Annotated in this window: 20 protein-coding genes and 1 riboswitch; of the genes, 7 read left to right on the top strand and 13 right to left on the bottom strand. The window is 34.9% G+C overall.

The annotated features are described in order from the left end of the window. The first annotated feature begins 32 nt into the window (after positions 1-32). Complete coding sequence (gene yidD / locus DT250_RS22165) at positions 33-269, top strand: membrane protein insertion efficiency factor YidD (RefSeq protein WP_000809334.1); 237 nt, start codon at positions 33-35, stop codon at positions 267-269. On the opposite strand, the gene DT250_RS22160 is transcribed toward yidD, so the two are convergent. After that, positions 266-829: a beta-class carbonic anhydrase gene (locus tag DT250_RS22160; protein WP_000838167.1), complete on the bottom strand. Its 564-nt coding sequence runs from the start codon at positions 827-829 to the stop codon at positions 266-268. The genes yidD and DT250_RS22160 overlap by 4 nt on opposite strands. A gap of 224 nt (positions 830-1,053) precedes the next feature. Between DT250_RS22160 and cydA the strand changes: the two genes are divergently transcribed. Together cydA and cydB are read left to right on the top strand one after the other, a co-directional pair. After that, positions 1,054-2,403 (top strand): cytochrome ubiquinol oxidase subunit I, encoded by a 1,350-nt coding sequence (gene cydA, locus DT250_RS22155; RefSeq protein ID WP_149213706.1) that lies wholly within the window; start codon positions 1,054-1,056, stop codon positions 2,401-2,403. After that, positions 2,393-3,421 carry a cytochrome d ubiquinol oxidase subunit II gene (gene cydB, locus DT250_RS22150; protein ID WP_137011971.1) on the top strand — a complete coding sequence of 343 codons (1,029 nt, stop codon included), beginning with the start codon at positions 2,393-2,395 and terminating at the stop codon, positions 3,419-3,421. Before cydA ends, cydB begins: the two co-directional genes overlap by 11 nt. Positions 3,422-3,587: 166 nt before the next feature. Here cydB and DT250_RS22145 read toward each other — a convergent pair whose 3' ends face one another. Together DT250_RS22145 and DT250_RS22140 are read right to left on the bottom strand one after the other, a co-directional pair. Beyond that, the gene (locus DT250_RS22145; protein WP_033657613.1) at positions 3,588-3,821 is read right to left on the bottom strand and encodes a spore germination protein; all 234 of its coding nucleotides are present in this window, start codon (positions 3,819-3,821) and stop codon (positions 3,588-3,590) included. An 81-nt stretch (positions 3,822-3,902) separates the two neighbouring features. Beyond that, complete coding sequence (locus DT250_RS22140; RefSeq protein ID WP_001049554.1) at positions 3,903-4,676, bottom strand: S-layer homology domain-containing protein; 774 nt, start codon at positions 4,674-4,676, stop codon at positions 3,903-3,905. A gap of 709 nt (positions 4,677-5,385) precedes the next feature. Between DT250_RS22140 and DT250_RS22135 the strand changes: the two genes are divergently transcribed. Together DT250_RS22135 and DT250_RS22130 are read left to right on the top strand one after the other, a co-directional pair. Beyond that, positions 5,386-6,420, top strand: coding sequence for a YdcF family protein (locus DT250_RS22135; protein WP_087984896.1), 1,035 nt, complete (start codon positions 5,386-5,388; stop codon positions 6,418-6,420). 187 nt (positions 6,421-6,607) lie between these two features. Then, positions 6,608-7,480, top strand: coding sequence for a YitT family protein (locus DT250_RS22130; protein ID WP_000411244.1), 873 nt, complete (start codon positions 6,608-6,610; stop codon positions 7,478-7,480). A 109-nt stretch (positions 7,481-7,589) separates the two neighbouring features. Here DT250_RS22130 and DT250_RS22125 read toward each other — a convergent pair whose 3' ends face one another. From DT250_RS22125 to DT250_RS22105, 5 genes are all read right to left on the bottom strand, one after another. Beyond that, complete coding sequence (locus DT250_RS22125; protein WP_149213705.1) at positions 7,590-7,808, bottom strand: hypothetical protein; 219 nt, start codon at positions 7,806-7,808, stop codon at positions 7,590-7,592. Between the two features lie 98 nt (positions 7,809-7,906). Next, complete coding sequence (locus tag DT250_RS22120) at positions 7,907-8,722, bottom strand: DUF4247 domain-containing protein (RefSeq protein WP_000071201.1); 816 nt, start codon at positions 8,720-8,722, stop codon at positions 7,907-7,909. 12 nt (positions 8,723-8,734) lie between these two features. Further along, complete coding sequence (locus tag DT250_RS22115; protein ID WP_000051753.1) at positions 8,735-9,241, bottom strand: DUF4178 domain-containing protein; 507 nt, start codon at positions 9,239-9,241, stop codon at positions 8,735-8,737. 21 nt (positions 9,242-9,262) lie between these two features. Further along, positions 9,263-9,667 (bottom strand): DUF350 domain-containing protein, encoded by a 405-nt coding sequence (locus DT250_RS22110; RefSeq protein ID WP_000220323.1) that lies wholly within the window; start codon positions 9,665-9,667, stop codon positions 9,263-9,265. 79 nt (positions 9,668-9,746) lie between these two features. Continuing rightward, positions 9,747-10,412 (bottom strand): PspA/IM30 family protein, encoded by a 666-nt coding sequence (locus tag DT250_RS22105; protein ID WP_000110287.1) that lies wholly within the window; start codon positions 10,410-10,412, stop codon positions 9,747-9,749. A 404-nt stretch (positions 10,413-10,816) separates the two neighbouring features. Between DT250_RS22105 and DT250_RS22100 the strand changes: the two genes are divergently transcribed. Then, on the top strand, positions 10,817-11,395 hold the full coding sequence (locus DT250_RS22100; RefSeq protein ID WP_088064652.1) for a lipoprotein BA_5634 family protein: 579 nt from the start codon (positions 10,817-10,819) through the stop codon (positions 11,393-11,395). Positions 11,396-11,431: 36 nt separating this feature from the next. Here the strand turns inward: DT250_RS22100 and DT250_RS22095 are convergent, their stop codons facing one another. From DT250_RS22095 to DT250_RS22085, 3 genes are read right to left on the bottom strand one after another with little or no spacing between them, the layout of a single operon-like run. Next, positions 11,432-11,599 (bottom strand): FeoB-associated Cys-rich membrane protein, encoded by a 168-nt coding sequence (locus tag DT250_RS22095; RefSeq protein ID WP_000989599.1) that lies wholly within the window; start codon positions 11,597-11,599, stop codon positions 11,432-11,434. Between the two features lie 16 nt (positions 11,600-11,615). Next, positions 11,616-13,604, bottom strand: coding sequence for a ferrous iron transport protein B (gene feoB / locus DT250_RS22090; protein WP_106382738.1), 1,989 nt, complete (start codon positions 13,602-13,604; stop codon positions 11,616-11,618). Then, positions 13,601-13,828 carry a FeoA family protein gene (locus DT250_RS22085; RefSeq protein ID WP_000060518.1) on the bottom strand — a complete coding sequence of 76 codons (228 nt, stop codon included), beginning with the start codon at positions 13,826-13,828 and terminating at the stop codon, positions 13,601-13,603. Before DT250_RS22085 ends, feoB begins: the two co-directional genes overlap by 4 nt. 194 nt (positions 13,829-14,022) lie before the next feature. Beyond that, a riboswitch (TPP riboswitch) is annotated at positions 14,023-14,124 on the top strand. An 86-nt stretch (positions 14,125-14,210) separates the two neighbouring features. On the opposite strand from DT250_RS22085, the gene thiT reads away from it, so the two are divergent. After that, positions 14,211-14,879 carry an energy-coupled thiamine transporter ThiT gene (thiT, locus tag DT250_RS22080; RefSeq protein ID WP_088064654.1) on the top strand — a complete coding sequence of 223 codons (669 nt, stop codon included), beginning with the start codon at positions 14,211-14,213 and terminating at the stop codon, positions 14,877-14,879. A gap of 208 nt (positions 14,880-15,087) precedes the next feature. On the opposite strand, the gene DT250_RS22075 is transcribed toward thiT, so the two are convergent. Together DT250_RS22075 and DT250_RS22070 are read right to left on the bottom strand one after the other, a co-directional pair. Further along, the gene (locus DT250_RS22075) at positions 15,088-16,938 is read right to left on the bottom strand and encodes a sensor histidine kinase (protein WP_088064655.1); all 1,851 of its coding nucleotides are present in this window, start codon (positions 16,936-16,938) and stop codon (positions 15,088-15,090) included. Beyond that, positions 16,935-17,624 (bottom strand): response regulator transcription factor, encoded by a 690-nt coding sequence (locus DT250_RS22070; protein WP_060486642.1) that lies wholly within the window; start codon positions 17,622-17,624, stop codon positions 16,935-16,937. Before DT250_RS22070 ends, DT250_RS22075 begins: the two co-directional genes overlap by 4 nt. Between the last annotated feature and the right edge of the window lie 38 nt (positions 17,625-17,662).

Here is a 17,662-nt window from a genome sequence, read left to right as displayed (position 1 = left end):
TACTTTAAGACTATGCTGAAAAGGAGACCATTATGAAACAGATTTTTATTGGGATTATACGCTTTTATCAAAAATTCATTTCTCCGATGACACCACCAACGTGCCGCTTTTACCCAACTTGCTCTCATTATGGATTAGAAGCATTTCAAAAACATGGTGCTCTGAAAGGATTTTGGCTTACATGCAAGCGTATATTAAAATGTCACCCTTTCCACCCGGGAGGATTTGATCCTGTCCCAGATAAAAAGGATGACAAAGTTAATTCTTAATTGTCGTAACCATTCACAACTAAATCTAATTTTCCTGTGTCAGGATCTATAACAAGACCGTGAACAGGTACTTCTTCAGGAAGTAATGGATGGTTGCGAAGTATTGATACGCTATGTTCTACACTTTCTTCTACACTAGAGAATCCTTGTAGGAATCTTTCTAAATCGATTCCAGAATAACGAAGTGTATCTAATTTCTCTTCTGTTATACCGCGCTCTTTCATCTTCTCAATTGTACTGCTTGCTTGAATTTTTGCCATACCACAATCGTGGTGACCAACTACACAAACTTCATCAGCACCAAGTTCATATACAGCAACTAAAATACTACGCATAATACTTCCAAACGGATGTGAAATAACAGCGCCTGCTACTTTAATAATTTTCACATCACCGTTACGCATATTCATCGCTTTCGGTAATAATTCAACAAGACGAGTATCCATACAAGAGATAATTACCATCTTTTTGTTTGGAAATTTACCTGTTTCGTACTCTTCGTATTTTTTTTCTTCAACGAATTTTTCATTGTATTGTAAAATCTCTTCTAATGACTTCATAGTAAAGAACCCTCTTTTCTCTCATTTACATTACTTATATAGTGTACCAAAATTTAAAAAACTCAAAAAGGATATTACTTTATATTGAAAATAAGATATTTTCAGATAACCGACATAATTCTTTCAAAATATACACACACCTTTGTAACAAGTCCCTCCTATTTAAAACGTATTTTCACTATAAACTGATTGTAGATAATGTAAAAAAGGAGTGAATATTCATTATGTCCGACGTTCTGTTACTGAGTCGTTTTCAATTTGCAATTACTATTTTTTATCACTTTTTATTTGTACCTTTGACAATCGGACTTGTTATTTTAGTAGCATGTATGGAAACTCAATACGCCCGCACATTGAATCCAACATACCGCAAAATGGCAAATTTCTGGGGTAAATTATTTACAATTAACTTCGTAATGGGGATTATAACTGGGATTACGATGGAATTCCAATTTGGAACAAACTGGTCTGAGTACTCCAAATATATGGGAGATATTTTCGGATCACCTCTCGCAATCGAAGCACTCGTTGCCTTCTTCTTAGAATCTACTTTCATGGGAATATGGTTATTCGGTAAAGACAAAATTTCACCAAAGTTCCGTGCCTTCTGTATGTGGATGGTTGCACTTGGAACAAATATTTCCGCCCTTTGGATTATTACAGCAAACGGTTTTATGCAAAACCCTGTTGGCTACGTCGTACGTAACGGCCGCGCTGAATTAAATGATTTCTGGGCACTTGTGACAAATCCATATGCTTGGAACATGTTCTTCCATACTGTAATTGGTTGTTATATCGTTGGTGCTTTCTTCGTTATGGCAATTAGCGCCTATCATTTATTACGTAAAAATGAAGTGGAATTCTTCAAAAAATCATTCAAATTTGGTTTAATGTTAGGTTTATTCGCTGCAACTGTTACACCGTTTATGGGTCATCAGTCTGGTGTATCAGCAGCTAAATATCAACCAGCTAAAGGAGCTGCGATGGAAGCAGTTTGGGAAACTGGAAAAGGACAAGGCTTTTCGATTGTTCAAATTCCTGATGTAAAAAACGAAAAGAACTTTGAATTCCTTACTATTCCGAAACTAGGGAGTTTCTTCTATACAAACTCATTTGATGGCGAAATTGTTGGTTTAAAAGATATCCCGAAAGATGAACGTCCAAATGTTAACCTCGTGTACTATAGCTTCCGCTTAATGGTTGCACTTGGTATGTTCTTTATGGCATTAACTTGGTACGGTTTCTACTTAAACCGAAAAGGAAAACTAGAAAACTCAAAACATTATTTAAAAATTACAATATGGTCTGTCTTACTACCATATATCGCAATTAACGCTGGTTGGATTGTTGCCGAAGTAGGTCGTCAACCATGGACAGTTTATAAACTAATGCGTACAGCAGAATCTGTATCACCTATATCTGTTCCACAAATTTGGTTCTCATTAATTAGTTTAATCTTGTTCTACACATTACTTTTAATCGCAGACGTATACTTAATGCTAAAGTTCGCGAAAAAAGGACCAGCAGCATTAGAAGAACCTGCTACTGAGGGAGGTGCAGCTCATGTCTCATGATATGCTTGCAATTATCTGGTTTGGTTTATGGGGCGTGATTTGGACAGTTTACTTCATTCTTGATGGATATGCACTTGGTAACGGAATGATTTTTCCTTTCGTTGCGAAAGACCGACAAGAACGAAATCAATTACAAGAAGCAATCGGCCCATTCTGGGGTGGTAATGAAGTATGGTTAATTACAGCTGGTGGCGCAACATTTGCTGCCTTCCCAGTCACATATGCAAATATGTTTAGTTACCTATATACACCACTATTTTTAGTATTACTCGCACTGTTTGCTCGTGCTGCCGGACTTGAATTTATGCATAAAGACGATTCACCAATTTGGCAAAAAACTTGTAAATGGGCATTTACAATTGGTAGTTTCCTAATCGCCTTCTTATTCGGTGTTACGTTCGCTAACCTTTATTACGGACTACAAATCGGAAAAAATGGCTATGAAGGAAATTTACTAAGCTTACTAAATCATTATGGTATTTTAGGTGGTCTGTTCTTCACTGCTATATTCGTCGTATCTGGCGCCCTTTGGGTTATGATTAAAACAACTGGTGAAGTATCTGATCGTGCTTATAAAATCGCAAGACCATTTTCAATGGCAGCTGCTATCATTTTAGCTATTTTCTATGTAGCAACTGCAAATCGTACAAATTTATTCCAAAACTTCACAGAATATCCGGTACTATTCATTCTTCCGGTACTTGCAATGTTACTGAGTGTACTCGCACTTATTATGGTGTACAAACATAATATAGGTCTCGCATTCACATTCGTTTGCTTAACAATCGCAATGTTTATGACAACTGGATTTGCAGGTATGTTCCCAAGAATGTTACCATCTCGTATTAATGATGCTTATAGTACAACGCTATATAACGCAGCTGGTAGTCAATTAAACTTAAAAATTATGTTCTTCGTTGCAATGGTTATGGTACCAATTGTTATTGGATATCAACTTTGGAGCTACAGTATCTTTAAAAATAAAATTCATAAAGACTCTGCTAAAGGGTATCACTAAAGTAAAAAAAGACACTTCGTTTGAAGTGTCTTTTTTGTACGTATGATTTTTGATAAGATGTTATATTTCCAATCTAACAACTATAATACAGAAGAATCATGAACAGCTCACAGCTAGATTGTAGCACAGGGCAAGTTCATCATTTTATGCAATTTTACATATTTATCTATAAAGTAAACTGTATTCCTTGATCGTTCGCATCGCTATCCCTTACATCTGCTGTACTAATACCACTAAATGTTTGTACTTTTTTTCCTGTATTCGATGATCCTGATCCATTATAAGCTTTCGTTTTTTCAATCGGCTGCACGTTATATTTATCTCCTAAATTAATCGTTCCGTTACAGTTTTCAATAATAACGCCTTCCACAACTGATGGCATTTTGTCACCTACTTTCATTTCCTTACTTTTATTTTATGAGAATCGCCTAAAAAAATAGCATGTTTCCATAAGAAAAAGCACTCAGGGTGAGTGCTTTTTTTATTTACCGCTCTTCTCTCTCTCACAAGCGATTCCATCGCCATCACGATCTAAATGCTTACCGTAGTACGGACTATCTCTTGTAATATCATAAAATCCAGCATCGTTTGCTTCTTTACAATTAGCAAAGCGCTTTGGCTCTTGATTCGCTCCTGGTCTTTCCTCATATGGTAATGTCGCATTATATAAGAACTGTACATATTGTTCACGAGTCACATTCATCTTAGGTGAAAACATATTATCACCTGTTCCGGCAGCAATTTTATTAGATTGTACAGCGCTAATCGCTTTATTCGACCATGATTTTCTATCTACATCTACAAATGTATGCTCTGATTTTGCCACTAATTTATATGCATTTGTTAATACTTGAGCCATTTCTTCACGAGTCAAAGAAGCTTTTGGTCTAAAGTTTCCTTTTTCATCCCCTGCAAAAATCCCCATTTCTGTTAATGCTAAAATTTCCTTTTTAAAATTTGTTGAATGATCATTAATATCATTATACGGATTATTGTAATTCTCTTTCGATTCCGGCTTTAGCTGAAGATACATAAGTCTAGCAACTTGCTCACGAGTCACATCATCACCAAACCCAAAAATTCCATTTCCGTACCCACTAACAATATTTTTACTTGTTAAATCTAAAATTGCTTTATAAGACCAATGCCCTGTTGGAACATCTTTGAAGATAATACTTGCTTGTGCCGTTCCAATAGATGTAAAGGCAGTTGTTACGACAATTGCACCTGTTAAAAATATTTTCTTTAAATTCATTCTAAGGTCCCCTTTTCTATTCTTAATAACCATTTAACATAATAACAAATTATAAGAATACAATTTGTCATATCATGTCGAACACAAAAAAGAATCCAAAAGGATTCTTTTTTGCTAAGCATGAATGGCAATTTTGGAGACAGTTGACTTCTTCAAAAATTTATTAGGGGTAATATTTTGAAAAAGAAAGCCTTTCATATGTAGGTTAACACCACTGGAATATATAGTAAATTGATAATATTTATACGGAAGATTGCTAATGTTTAGTATAGATACTTTCCACTATATCAACAGTGAAAAGTATCTACATGAAACAATAAAAAGGTGCCTTCAAAGAGGGCGCCTTTCATAAACAGACGCTATAAAACAGAATTATTTATTGTTATACGATTGTTAGATACAAAAAGTAGAGGGAAATGTTTGTAAGAAATTCTGCTTTATATAGTCTGCCTACCACTTATATTTTAATCCTCTTCACTTGAAAATAAATATAATATGCATAATTACATGAAAAAAAGAAAAGACACTCCATAGAGTGCCTTTTCAACCATTTTACTTTTAATATATCGCTTTCCATACATTGTAACATATGTATCTATATATTTTATTGAGAAAATTCTAAATCATTTTTTCTTTCATTTTCAATTATAAAATCATGTAATATAGAAGGTATGTCAAATTATTATACAAATTGAGGTGTACTATATTTATGTATTTTGGAATTATTCCTCTTATATTGTTTATTATTTTTCTTATCTCTTACTTAAAGGATCCGCGAAAAATAATAAACGGCTTTTTATTTAATGTTTTTTTCTGTTTTTTCCTTCTTTTTTGTGTGATTATATCTGTAAATTCAAGTATTGATGTCCTACGCTATAGTATAATTTTACCTATTTTAGCACTTATTCTTATGATTCCTTTCGGTGTTGTTGCTTTAATGTTTGGGCTATTTCTGAATGCGAGAATTTTAATGAAACGAGAAGGACGACGGTTCACTAACTGTTTAACACTCATTGCTGCTTTAGGTATTTTATTCTGTATATTATTCTTTTTCATAAGTCCAGCAAGTTTCTTCTCACCGCATTTGCAACCTATTTTTGGTGGAATTTCTCTTATAACCTTATATTTCTTTATACACTTATCTAACTTCTTAAGCGCTTATTTTCTATATCAATTCAACAGACCAAGGCGTAATCAAGATTTCATCATCGTTCTTGGTAGCGGCTTAATTAATGATAAAGTACCGCCTTTACTTGCAAGTCGTATTCATAAAGCAATCGACTTTTACTGGAAACAAGCCGCTGTGAATACACCACCAACAATCATTTTCTCTGGTGGACAAGGTCCAGATGAAGGTCTTCCAGAAGCGGAAGCGATGCAAAAGTACGCTGTTGAAAAAGGAATCCCGCTTGAACATACAGTGCAAGAAAATCGCTCTGTAAACACATATCAAAATATGTCGTTCTCTAAAGAAATTATGGAGTCTTTAAAACCTGAAGGTAAGTATAGAAGTATTTTTACAACGAATAATTTCCATCTTTTCCGCGCTGGTATATATGCAAGACAAGCGGGGCTTAATAGCCAAGGAATCGGATCAAAAACTGCATTTTATTACTGGCCTAATGCAATGATTCGTGAGTATGTCGCAATCGTTGTGATGGGACGTAAACGTCATATGAAAGTTTGCGGAGCTATTTTAGGATTTTCTTTATTCCTATCCGTGCTTAGTTTTATCATTTCTTAATAGTCTCCCATCCTTTGAAAGGATGGGATTTCTTATACTCACTTCAAAAATATTTTAAAGTGAGTATGGTCATAATATCCCCTGCATACATCCATTAAAGGAGAAATTTTTCAAATTAAATGTTAAAATGGAAGTTAGGTGTGAATGACGTAACAAATAAGAAACTAGTTTGAAACGAGGAAATTACATGGAGAAAATTATCAAAAACAAGCCCAATAAGCTAAAAATTGCTTCAAAAGCTTTGATGATTATTATTGGGGCATTTATTACAGCGTACGGATTAGAAGCAGTATTAATTCCAAATAACGTATCAGACGGTGGTGTGACTGGTTTAAGTATCGTTAGTTCAAGATTATTTGGATTGCCATTAGGAGCTCTAATCGCAGTTATTAACATTCCTTTCGTTTGGTTAGGATATAAGCAAATCGGTAAAAGCTTTGCTATTTATTCCATTATCGGGATTGCTTCATTAGCAGTAGGTACTGTTGTTATGCACGGAATACCAGCTATTATTGAAGGCGATACACTACTCGTTACAGTTGTTGGTGGTATTATTATCGGTTTCGGTATGGGGCTAGCATTACGTAACGGCGGCGCATTAGATGGAATCGATATGCTAGCTGTATTGCTTTCTCGTAAGTTACCTTTTGGAACAAGTGACCTTATTTTATTCTTAAACATGTTCGTATTTATTTTCGTATCAACAGTATTCGGTCTTCAAGGAGCTATCCTTTCGGCAATTGCTTACTTTATTGCTTCGAAAGTGATTCATATCGTTGAAGTTGGTTTAAGTGGTTCGAAAGCATTTAAAATCATTACGAAAGAGCCTGAATTAATGGTAGAAACAATTCGTGATCGTTTAGGCCGAAGTGCAACATATAACGAAGTATACGGTGGTTATTCAAGAGAGAAATTCAAAGAAATTTCTTGTGTAATTAACCGTTTAGAAGAAAGTAAAATGAAAGAACTTATTAATGAAATCGATCCGCACGCCTTTATTACAGTTTATGACGTAGCAGAAGTAAAAGGCGGTAACTTTAAGAAACGTGATATTCATTAATCATCATGAATAAAGAGGGTGTGCCAACAATTTGGCACACCCTCTTCTTATTATGAAGTTGCGGTCGTTGTCGGTAAGTCGATATATTTCAATAATCGCTGATATAATTTTACTCTCCCCATCTTCTTCCTCTCTTAATCCATGCTACGTATTTTTGAAAGGTAGGCACTTCATGTTGAAAGCGCAGCGGAACATATAGAAAAAGAGTACATGTACATAGTATCCATAGAATACCTACTACAAAGTGAAATTTCATCGTTGTGCTAATAAACAAACTGAGGAATAAGACGAGGAACATAATCAAACTAAACCTTTTATATATAGTCATACTAATCTCCTCCTTATAACTTAATTGTACCAGCTATAAGGAATTAATTCCCATAATAAAAAGACCGAAAAGCACATTCTACTTTCCGGTCTCTATAACTATCTTCTCTTCGTAATTTTTCCTGAACCACCGACCCTCGTTTTCGGAGGAGATGTATTCCTTGGCGGCGTTTTAATAGAGGATTTCGGCTTCACATCTGATCCGCTCGAGCCACCTGGTGTTTTTGTAATTTTTCCTTTGCTTCCAGTAGAAGGCGGAGGCGTACTACTTCCTTTTTTCGTAATACTTCCTGTATCTCCTACGGAAGGTTTCGAATCTACATTATCGCCTCGCTTAATGATAGATCCTTTCCCTTCCTTCGTAATTGGAGGCGGGGTTTTCTTTTCTTCTTTCGTAGGCGGTCTCTCTGGAATAACCGGTTTATGATTTTGTCTGTCATTATATCCGCGATAATCACCGTATGATGATTTTCGTGAACCGAATATATCGTTTAAAATACTTCCCATAATATATCCTTGCAGGAAGGATGGTTGGTAATTTTGACGGACAAATTCTTTATTACTTATTTCAATTAACGTATCAGAAGGTTTCTCTTTATCCTTTTGCAGGTTATAAATCTTATCAGAATAAACGAGGAACATTTGATTTTCGTCTTCTTTAGATGCTTGCTTCGGTTCTCTTTCATTAATGAGTTCCTTTGCGACTTCAGGAACTGACCGATTGGCGGCCCTATACACGTAAGATTCTTGTTTACCTTCTTTTGCGACAGATTCTAGTGGATAACGGTCTTGAATCGACTTTGTCTGTCCGCCTTGACAACCTGATAAGGCATATCCAGCAACAACAAGTAATAGAACGATAGCAAGTATAGGGATTACGAACGATTTAATCATGGTAAACAATCGGTTTGACATGATTACGCCCCCTTACGTTGCTCTTATAATTTGTACATCAGCAGGAATAATTGCTTCTCCCTCATACATCATTGTGCGACCATTTTGCCATTCAATACGTAATAATTTTCGGTTATCTGATTGGAATTCCCATACGTACTGTTCCTCTGAAGCAGAGAATGGTGTTTTCCCCATCACAACAACACGTCCGTTATATTGCTCTTCCATATGGTACTCTGTATCATCCATTTCAATTGTCGTCGGAACTTCATCAATTGAATCTAAACGACCATCGATTGGTGTATATAATTTGTAATACGTATTTTCACGATCTTCAATTTTTAAATAACGAATATCTTTCCCGTCTTGCAGTGTTAAAACAATTTCTTTACGAGAATGCATACTCGTTTTCCCAGTTAATTCGTACATGACTAATGAAACTTCAATCATATCGCCAGGAGCTAACGTTAACAAACTCTTCTCCGGTTTCGGCGGTTCTGGGCTCTTCATTATATTTTTAATTCGTTTAAATAAACTCATGATTTACCCCTCCTTCTCTCTTTATAAACAAGCACCTAAAATAAGTGCACCAACGATATGTAATGATCCGGCCAACATCGCATGCGCAACACTGCCTTCTTTCGTACCTTCTTCTAAATCTAAACCGGACATTTTCTTTAACACAAATTCGATAAACATTTCTACCACTAATAAAATAACGAAAGAAACTGCTGATGCAAGTAGCGCTTGCCATAAGTCATTTGCTTTCGTTATGGATTGAGATAAAATGTACCCTTGCGCGAATAATTTCATAACGAAACGCGTTGTTACAGCTGTATTCCCATTCTTTATTTCTTTTAAATCATTGTATTTAGTAAAAATTGAATCAACCCACATAATTGCAAATAAAAGTACTGCACTTGCTCCAGTCCATACAAGCATGGCTAACACATTTGTCCATGTCATTGCAAAACCTCCTCTAAAATGTAATAGAAAACCGACATGAATTCTCTTCAGACATGTCGGTTTCTTTGTCTATTCTATATTATTTCTCATACTGCTTCATAATACGAGCTAATTCATCGTCAACAGCAGAATTTTTGTTTAAGCTTGCGAATTCATCATCTAATGACTTTTCTTTTTTATACACTTCACCACTTGCTTCTGCTTCAGCTTCTAATTGAAGAGCTTTCTCTTCCATACGACTTAAACCAGCTTTTGCTGAATTTGAATCAAATCCAGACATCGCCTGATTAATATTCTTTTGTGCTTTCGCCGCATTTACACGTGCTACAAGTGTTTCACGTTTATTTTTCAGCTCTGTTAATTGCTTACGCATTTCTTCTAGCTTCAGGCGAAGATTATCGGCAGCAGCTTTGTTTTGCTCATAGCTTGCTTTATACTCATTCATCTTTTGCTCTGCGTTTTGTTTTTCTTCAAGAGCACGACGTGCAAGATCAAGATTGCTTGCTTGAACAGCCATATGAGCTTGCTCTTCACGTTTTTTCACAAGTGCTTCTTGCTCTTCAAATAATATTTTGAATTTCTTCTCAAGTGCAATTTGAGCTGCTACACTTTTCTCAGCTTCTTGTACATCCGCTTGCATATCGCGTAAATATTGATCCGTCATCTTAACTGGATCTTCCGCTTTTTCAATTAATGAATATACATTCGACATTGTTAAATCTCGTAATCGTTTAAATACAGACATTCTAATTCCTCCTATGACTTACCTCATATTTCAAATTCACTACTTGGAAAACTGAAAAATCTCCCTTAACAGTAAAGAATATTCATTTTTACAGCCTACGTGTTTATTATAACAAAACTAATATGTCCTTACATGTTATTTCCAAAATACAGCCAATATAATATGACATTCTATATAAAACATTGTATTCCTAATATATTCTCATTAACCCTCTTCAGAATTGACTTATTTTTATGCACTTTCACTAAATTACATTATTGTAATGTTACTGTAAGCTAACTCGATAGTTACGTTGCAATATTTCTTATACACTAATACCAGAAGCAACGAACAAGCTTCTCATCATTTCAGAACTAATACAAAAACTGTATTTACAATAAAACATATAAAAAGGAGAAATCATCATGAAAAAATTAGTAGGCATCGGATTAGCAGCAGCAATTTCATTCGGAGCATTATCAGGTTGTTCTTTATTAGGAGAGAAAGCAAACGGTTTTGTACTGTACGGATCAGAAGAACAAGTTCAACAAATTACAGATAAAAACAAAAAAGAAGTGAAAGAAAAAGACTTCTATAAAATGAAAATGACTACATTAGAGGGTAAAAAAGTTCTTGTTATGGATAAGAAAACTGGTGAAGAACTGGTGAAGAAAGAGTTACTTAGCAAAGTTGATGAAAAAGACGACACGAAACCACTTAATAAATTACCAGCTGTAACAGCAGAACAAGGTGTATTATTTGCTAAAGAAAAAGTAGAAAATGCTACACTTGATGGGGCAAAATTAAAATACGAAGGCAATACAATTATCGGAAGTGGACGTGCATATGCCGACATGTTCGCGATTGTTGATGATGCAACTTACGTAAATGTAAAAGGCGATGAAAAATCTGTTGGGGTATTAAAATTCGATAAAGACCCTAGTAAAGAATTCCCTGGCTACAACGGTGTAGAAGCTTCTCAACTTGTAAAAATTAAAAGGTAAAACAAAAAAGCTTTGCGAAATTCGCAAAGCTTTTTTCTATTTATGAGCAACTTGCTCCATATCCGGACTACAAGTTTGCGACTGACATGATTTATTTAAAGAACATGCTGCGCATTTTCCCTTTTTACTTCTCTTTACAAAATTAACTAACGTGTATGCTGCATAACCAAAAATGATAGCTCCGATTATAATATTGACCATCACTCTAATACATCTCCTTCTAGAATCCGAGTAAGGATCCAACTTGGTATATAATGAACGTTAATACATAAGCAACAACGAGTGGATAAACGACAGAGAAAATTGTCCACTTCGTTGATCCTGTTTCACGTTTAATAACAGCTACTGTCGCTAAACACGGAACATATAATAAAATAAAGAACATAAATGCATATGCTGATAACGCAGTATAATGTGCTCCCATTACATTTCCAAGCACATCTTCTTTCACCGCATAAATAATTGCCATTGTAGAAACGACAACTTCTTTCGCTAAAAATCCTGTTAAAAGAGATGCTGCAGCTTGCCACGTTCCAAAGCCGAGCGGTGCAAATAGTGGTGCAATAAATCCACCAATCATCGCTAAGTAACTATCTCCCATATCAACACCAAATCCTGATGGACCTGCATAGTTTAATAACCAAATGACAACAGAACCACCGAAGATGAATGTACCTGCTTTACGAACAAATCCTTTCCCTTTCTCCCACGTGCTTAGCCATAACGTTTTCGCTTGTGGCACGCGGTAAGGAGGTAGTTCAATGACGAAAATAGACTTTTCCGCTTTTAAAATGGTAAGAGACATAATTTTTGTAACTAATAATGCAAGAACAATACCTGCAACATATAAAGAAAACACAACAGTTGCCTGACTATGAGGGAAGAATACTCCCGCAAATAATGCGTATACAGGTAAACGTGCCGAACAAGACATAAATGGTGTTACAAGAACTGTAAGTAAACGTTCTTTTTCTTGTTCAATCGTTCTCGCTGCCATAATACCTGGAACATTACATCCAAAACCGATAATCATCGGAATGAATGCTTTTCCATTTAAACCGAAGAACTCCATAATTCTATCCATAACAACTGCAATTCGCGCCATATATCCTGAGTCTTCTAATAATGAAATGAAAAAGAATAGTGCAAAGATTTGTGGAACGAATACTAATACCGCACCAACACCGGCAATAATACCTTCTGTAACGAGTGCTTGAATAAAATCAGAAGCTCCAACACTTGTGAGCCCAGCCGTTACCCAATCCGTAAGCTGTCCACCAAAAAATTCATCTAACATATCGGATAAAGGTGTACCAATCCACGTAAACGTAACCTGAAAAATAAAAAACATAACTGCTAAAAAGATTGGAAGTCCTAAAATTTTATGTGTAATTAATCTATCAATTTTTTCCGAAAAAGGAATTTTTCCTTCTTTCTCATGCTTCATAACATTTGTTTTTAACTTTTCAATATACGCTTCACGAGTTTTGTAAATGTGCTCTTCCAACGTACAATCAAGTTTTCCTTCTAAGCGAGATCGAATGGCTACAAGTTCCTTATAAATTGGTAATGCTTTCATTTCTTTTTCTACTACTTCGTTATTGCTTAAAAATTGAAGGGCTAACCATCTTGGATGCTTATAATTCGCTGTCTCTAAAAGAGCTATTACCTCTCCAATTCCTTCATCCATCTGTACACCATATGAAATAATGAATGGCTTTTTCTCGTTTTTGTCATTTTCTTTAAGAGTAGCAAGTAGTTCTTCACAGCCTTTTCCACTTCTTGCAACGACCGGAACGGCTGTTACACCTAATAGCTCTGATAATCGTTTTACATCAATTACAATGCCTCGTTGCTTTGCCACATCGACCATATTTAATCCGATTGAAACCGGCTTTCCAAACTCAAGTAATTGCAACGTTAAATGCATATTTCTCTCGAATTGCGAAGAATCCACTATATTTAACATATGATGAAATTCGTCTGTTAGTAGAAAATTTGTAACGACACCTTCATCACGCGAAACTGGATTCAAATCATAAACACCTGGTAAATCAATTAATGTTCCTTGCTTATCTTTTAATTTACCAACCTTCTTTTCTACTGTTACACCGCTCCAGTTTCCTACGTATTCATAAGAACCAGTAAGTGCATTAAATAATGATGTCTTCCCTGTATTCGGATTCCCTAGCAAAGCTACCTTATTCACGCTAATTCCACCTTTATCATTTTCGCGTCACAATGACGAATACTAATTAACTGTCCACGACACTCCAATGTACAAGGACCTTTGAACATCGCTTTCTGCTTCATGCGAAGTTCGCTTCCTTCAGAAAGACCGAAAGCAGCCAATCTTCTCTTCAGTAAATGATCTAAAGACTGAACGCTTTTTACTAACACTTTCTCACCGATTTTAATATCTACTAAGCTCATAACCTTCCCCCTCAGAAGAGAATGATAATTATTTTCAAAAAAATTATAGCACACTCTATTTCTCTTGTACTATACCCTTTTGCTTCATATTTATTAACATTTCGCTACAATTCTATTTCAATCATTGTCATACTGTATTCGTTTGCCATTCTCATCCATTTCGCTTACAATAAACAATAGCAAATAAAGAATCTCGTTATCACTGGGGGAGCCATGCCGCTGAGAGGGAACACTTCGTTCCGACCCTTCGAACCTGTTAGTTAATGCTAACGCAGGGATTGTGCAAACGTCCGAAATACATACCTCTTTTTTATTTACGTATTTCGTATCCTCCTATGATATCTATTCTTTTTTGCACAACTTGGATTTAGGGGGAGACAACATGCGTAACACCAATTTACAAGCGATGATCGAATCTGCAATTCTTGCAGCCTTCGCCTTGGTCATCGACATTTTACCATTATCAATCAAACTTCCAACAGGCGGTTCCATTTCATTCGCTATGATTCCTATTTTTATTATTGCATACCGCTGGGGCTTTAAATCAGCTTTCTTAGGTGGTTTAGTTTGGGGACTATTACAAATTGTCGTAGGAGATGCTTACATTTTAACACCTATTCAAGCTTTCATTGAGTACTTCATTGCCTTTGCTTTTATCGGATTTGCTGGCTTATTCTATCGTCCAATTCAAAAAGCACTTTTAACGTCTAATGAAAATAACTTAGAACAATCAAGTTTAGGTAGCCGTAAAGAAAAACCTTCATCAAAACAAAACGAAGGTAAGAAAGTCCTTGCTTATATTATCCTTGCTACATTTATCGGTAGCTTTGCTCGCTATTTCTGCCACTTTATTGCTGGTATTATTTTCTGGGGACAATATGCACCGAAAGGTCAATCAGCAGTTCTATACTCATTAATCGTAAACGGCAGTACAATGCTCGGTTCTTTTATTTTATGTACCGTTTTACTTATATTTTTATTTCTTACTTCACCTCGCTTATTCAAGAGCATCAATGCTTATCAAATAAATTCAAACAAAAAGAGCGCTTAATAAGCGCTCTTTTTGTTATATCGTAATATCAATTAAAAATACAATAAATGCACAAAAGAAAATAAATACCATTATACTTAGCCACTTGCTATGCACGGTTCATCGACTCCTTACATAACCTCATTTTCTAACCAGATTATATCGCTTAAAAATAAAGATTAGGTAAAGATAATATGAAAATAAATTAAAAAAGCGTAGCATGCATCATCTACGCTTTTTTAGGTAAATAAAAGTAAAATAATACACCATCTTCTGTATTTTCTGCCCCATATTCAGCATCGTGCAGTTCTAAAATATTTTTAGAAATAGCTAGACCAAGCCCAGTTCCACCTTGTGAACGGTGGCGAGCTGCATCCACGCGATAAAAACGGTCCCAAATTTTATCTAATTGCTCTTCTTCAATGTGAGTACCTTTATTTTCAATACACACTTTTATACGATCTTTCTCATCTATTGTAGAAATAATAATATCCTCTTTATTCGGTGTATAACGTATGGCATTCGTAATGAAGTTCACGATTACTTGTTCAATCCGACTTTGATTTGCGACTACTTCAAATGAACATATATTTTTATGCACATGAAGTTCTTTTTTCTCTATGTCCACAGAAAGGTGTTCACATATATCTTCAATTACTGTATCGATATAAAATACATCCTTTTTCATTTTATATGTACCTGACTCAAATTTAGCTAACTCCAGCATATCCAAAATTAAAGTATCCATTTTATCTACTTCTCGTTCCATTGCCTGAAAATAGTATTCTTTTTTATGCTCAGCTACTCCATCTTTTAAAATAGAAATACAGCTTTTCATAATACTCAGCGGTGTTTTTAATTCATGCGAAACACCAGAAATAAATTCTTTCCGCGTATTTTCTAACTTTCTTTCCTTTTCAATATCTTGTTCTAGCTGTCCAATATGCGAATGGAGCTTATTAGATAATACATTAATATTTTTCGATAAATCACCAATTTCATCTTTTGAAGTAATCGGTATTTGTTCTGTGAAATCTAAGTGTGCTATTTTCTTCGTCGTATCATTTATTTTTAATAACGGCTTTGCAATTTGTTTTGAATAATAGAACGAAGCTAGAAAAATAAGAACGACTACAAATGCAATGATGTAAATGTAGTAATCTTGCACCATTTGTACAGCTTCATCTACAGGCTGTAAAGAAGCCATCGCATAAATATATGTGACTGATCCGTCTCTTTCTGTTATTGGTTTCATTAATAATTTATATTTTATATCATTTTTTTCATAGTCCATTGTTTTTATTGAATATTCTATTTGATTACTTTCATTTAGTAATACATCCCTTTGAAACTCTTTTATGCTATCTAAGAATAGACTATTTTTATAAATTGGATTTACAAGACCTTTTACATCAGGAAACTGTACTTTCGTAACACGTCCTCTTATGTAAGTATCTAATTCCTGAGCAGATTCTTCCTGAACAGCTGGTTTCTTTTCTTTAACAAGTTGTTCTTGATCCGCTCTCTTTTTCTCCTCATCTAATTTCATTTTCTCCTGAAACGCTTTTTCTAACGGTTTATTAGATCCATTTAAATTTTGCTTACCTAACGCGAAAGAGAATGGAATAAAACTATCACCTTTTTTCACGCCAGAAAAATAAATTTCTTGTCCTAAAAACGGATCTGATAATTTATTATCAATCTCCTCTATATTGACGAGATTGTATAAAGGAATTTTGAATATTTGTTGTCCAAAGCTCTTTTGTTGCCTACGATCTATCGTTACTTCAAAATAAAAATCATCCGCATGTTTTAAATTCCCATTCTGATCTAACGTTGTAATCCACGTATTATTTTCTCTTAAAAAGTCTTGCTCCAGCTTCTGAATTCCTTCTGCACTTCCTGCATAATTCAAATAATTCTTCTCAAAGGAATTTAAATTCACTTTAATATCTTCTACTTTTCGATTCGCATAATATTGTTTAAAAAATATCGTTTGTCCAATAAATATCGTCGCTAAAATTAACATACATAATGCTGTTGTGAGGGCAAATAATTTTAGTACAATCCCCTTTCTCATACATTCCCCTCAAATTTATAACCTGTTCGTACTACAGTTGTAATGCACTTTGCTTTCTCTCCTAATTTATTTCTTAAATTACGAATATGACTATTAACCGTTCGATCGTCACCAGCAAATTCATATCCCCAAATTCTTGAAATGAGTTGCTCTCGCGTTAAAACAATCCCTTGATTTTTCATGAAATACGCTAATATTTCAAATTCAGTATGTGTTAAATTAATGTCTGTCCTATCTACCGTAACAGTGCGCGATGGGAAGTGGACGTGAATACCGTGAATGGATAATGTATCATCTTCATTCTCTAGAAGTTGCTTCGTTACTTTTCTACTTTCTAACAGCCTTTTCGCTCTTGCTAATAAAATTGGTGGGCTATACGGCTTCGTCACATAGTCATCCGCCCCAAGTTCAAATCCAAGTAACGTATCATCTTCATCTACACGTGCCGTCAGCATAATAATAGGAACCTCAGATGTTTTACGAATTCTTCGGCAAACAGACCATCCATCAAGTTCCGGCAACATAATATCTAAAATAACTAAATCAACCTCTTCTTCCTCAAATACAACTAAAGCTTCTTTCCCATCTCTTGCTTCAAACACTACATATTGCTCGCTCAAAAAATAATCTTTTAATATTTCACGCAAAATATCTTCATCTTCCACAATTAAAATGTTTTTTGACATAACTTATGTATCCCCCTTCCGCTTTCAGAAACTATCAC

This window comes from Bacillus sp. AR2-1, from assembly GCF_008368755.1.
GTDB lineage: Bacteria > Bacillota > Bacilli > Bacillales > Bacillaceae_G > Bacillus_A > Bacillus_A wiedmannii.
This window is presented reverse-complemented; position numbering and strand designations above follow the sequence as displayed.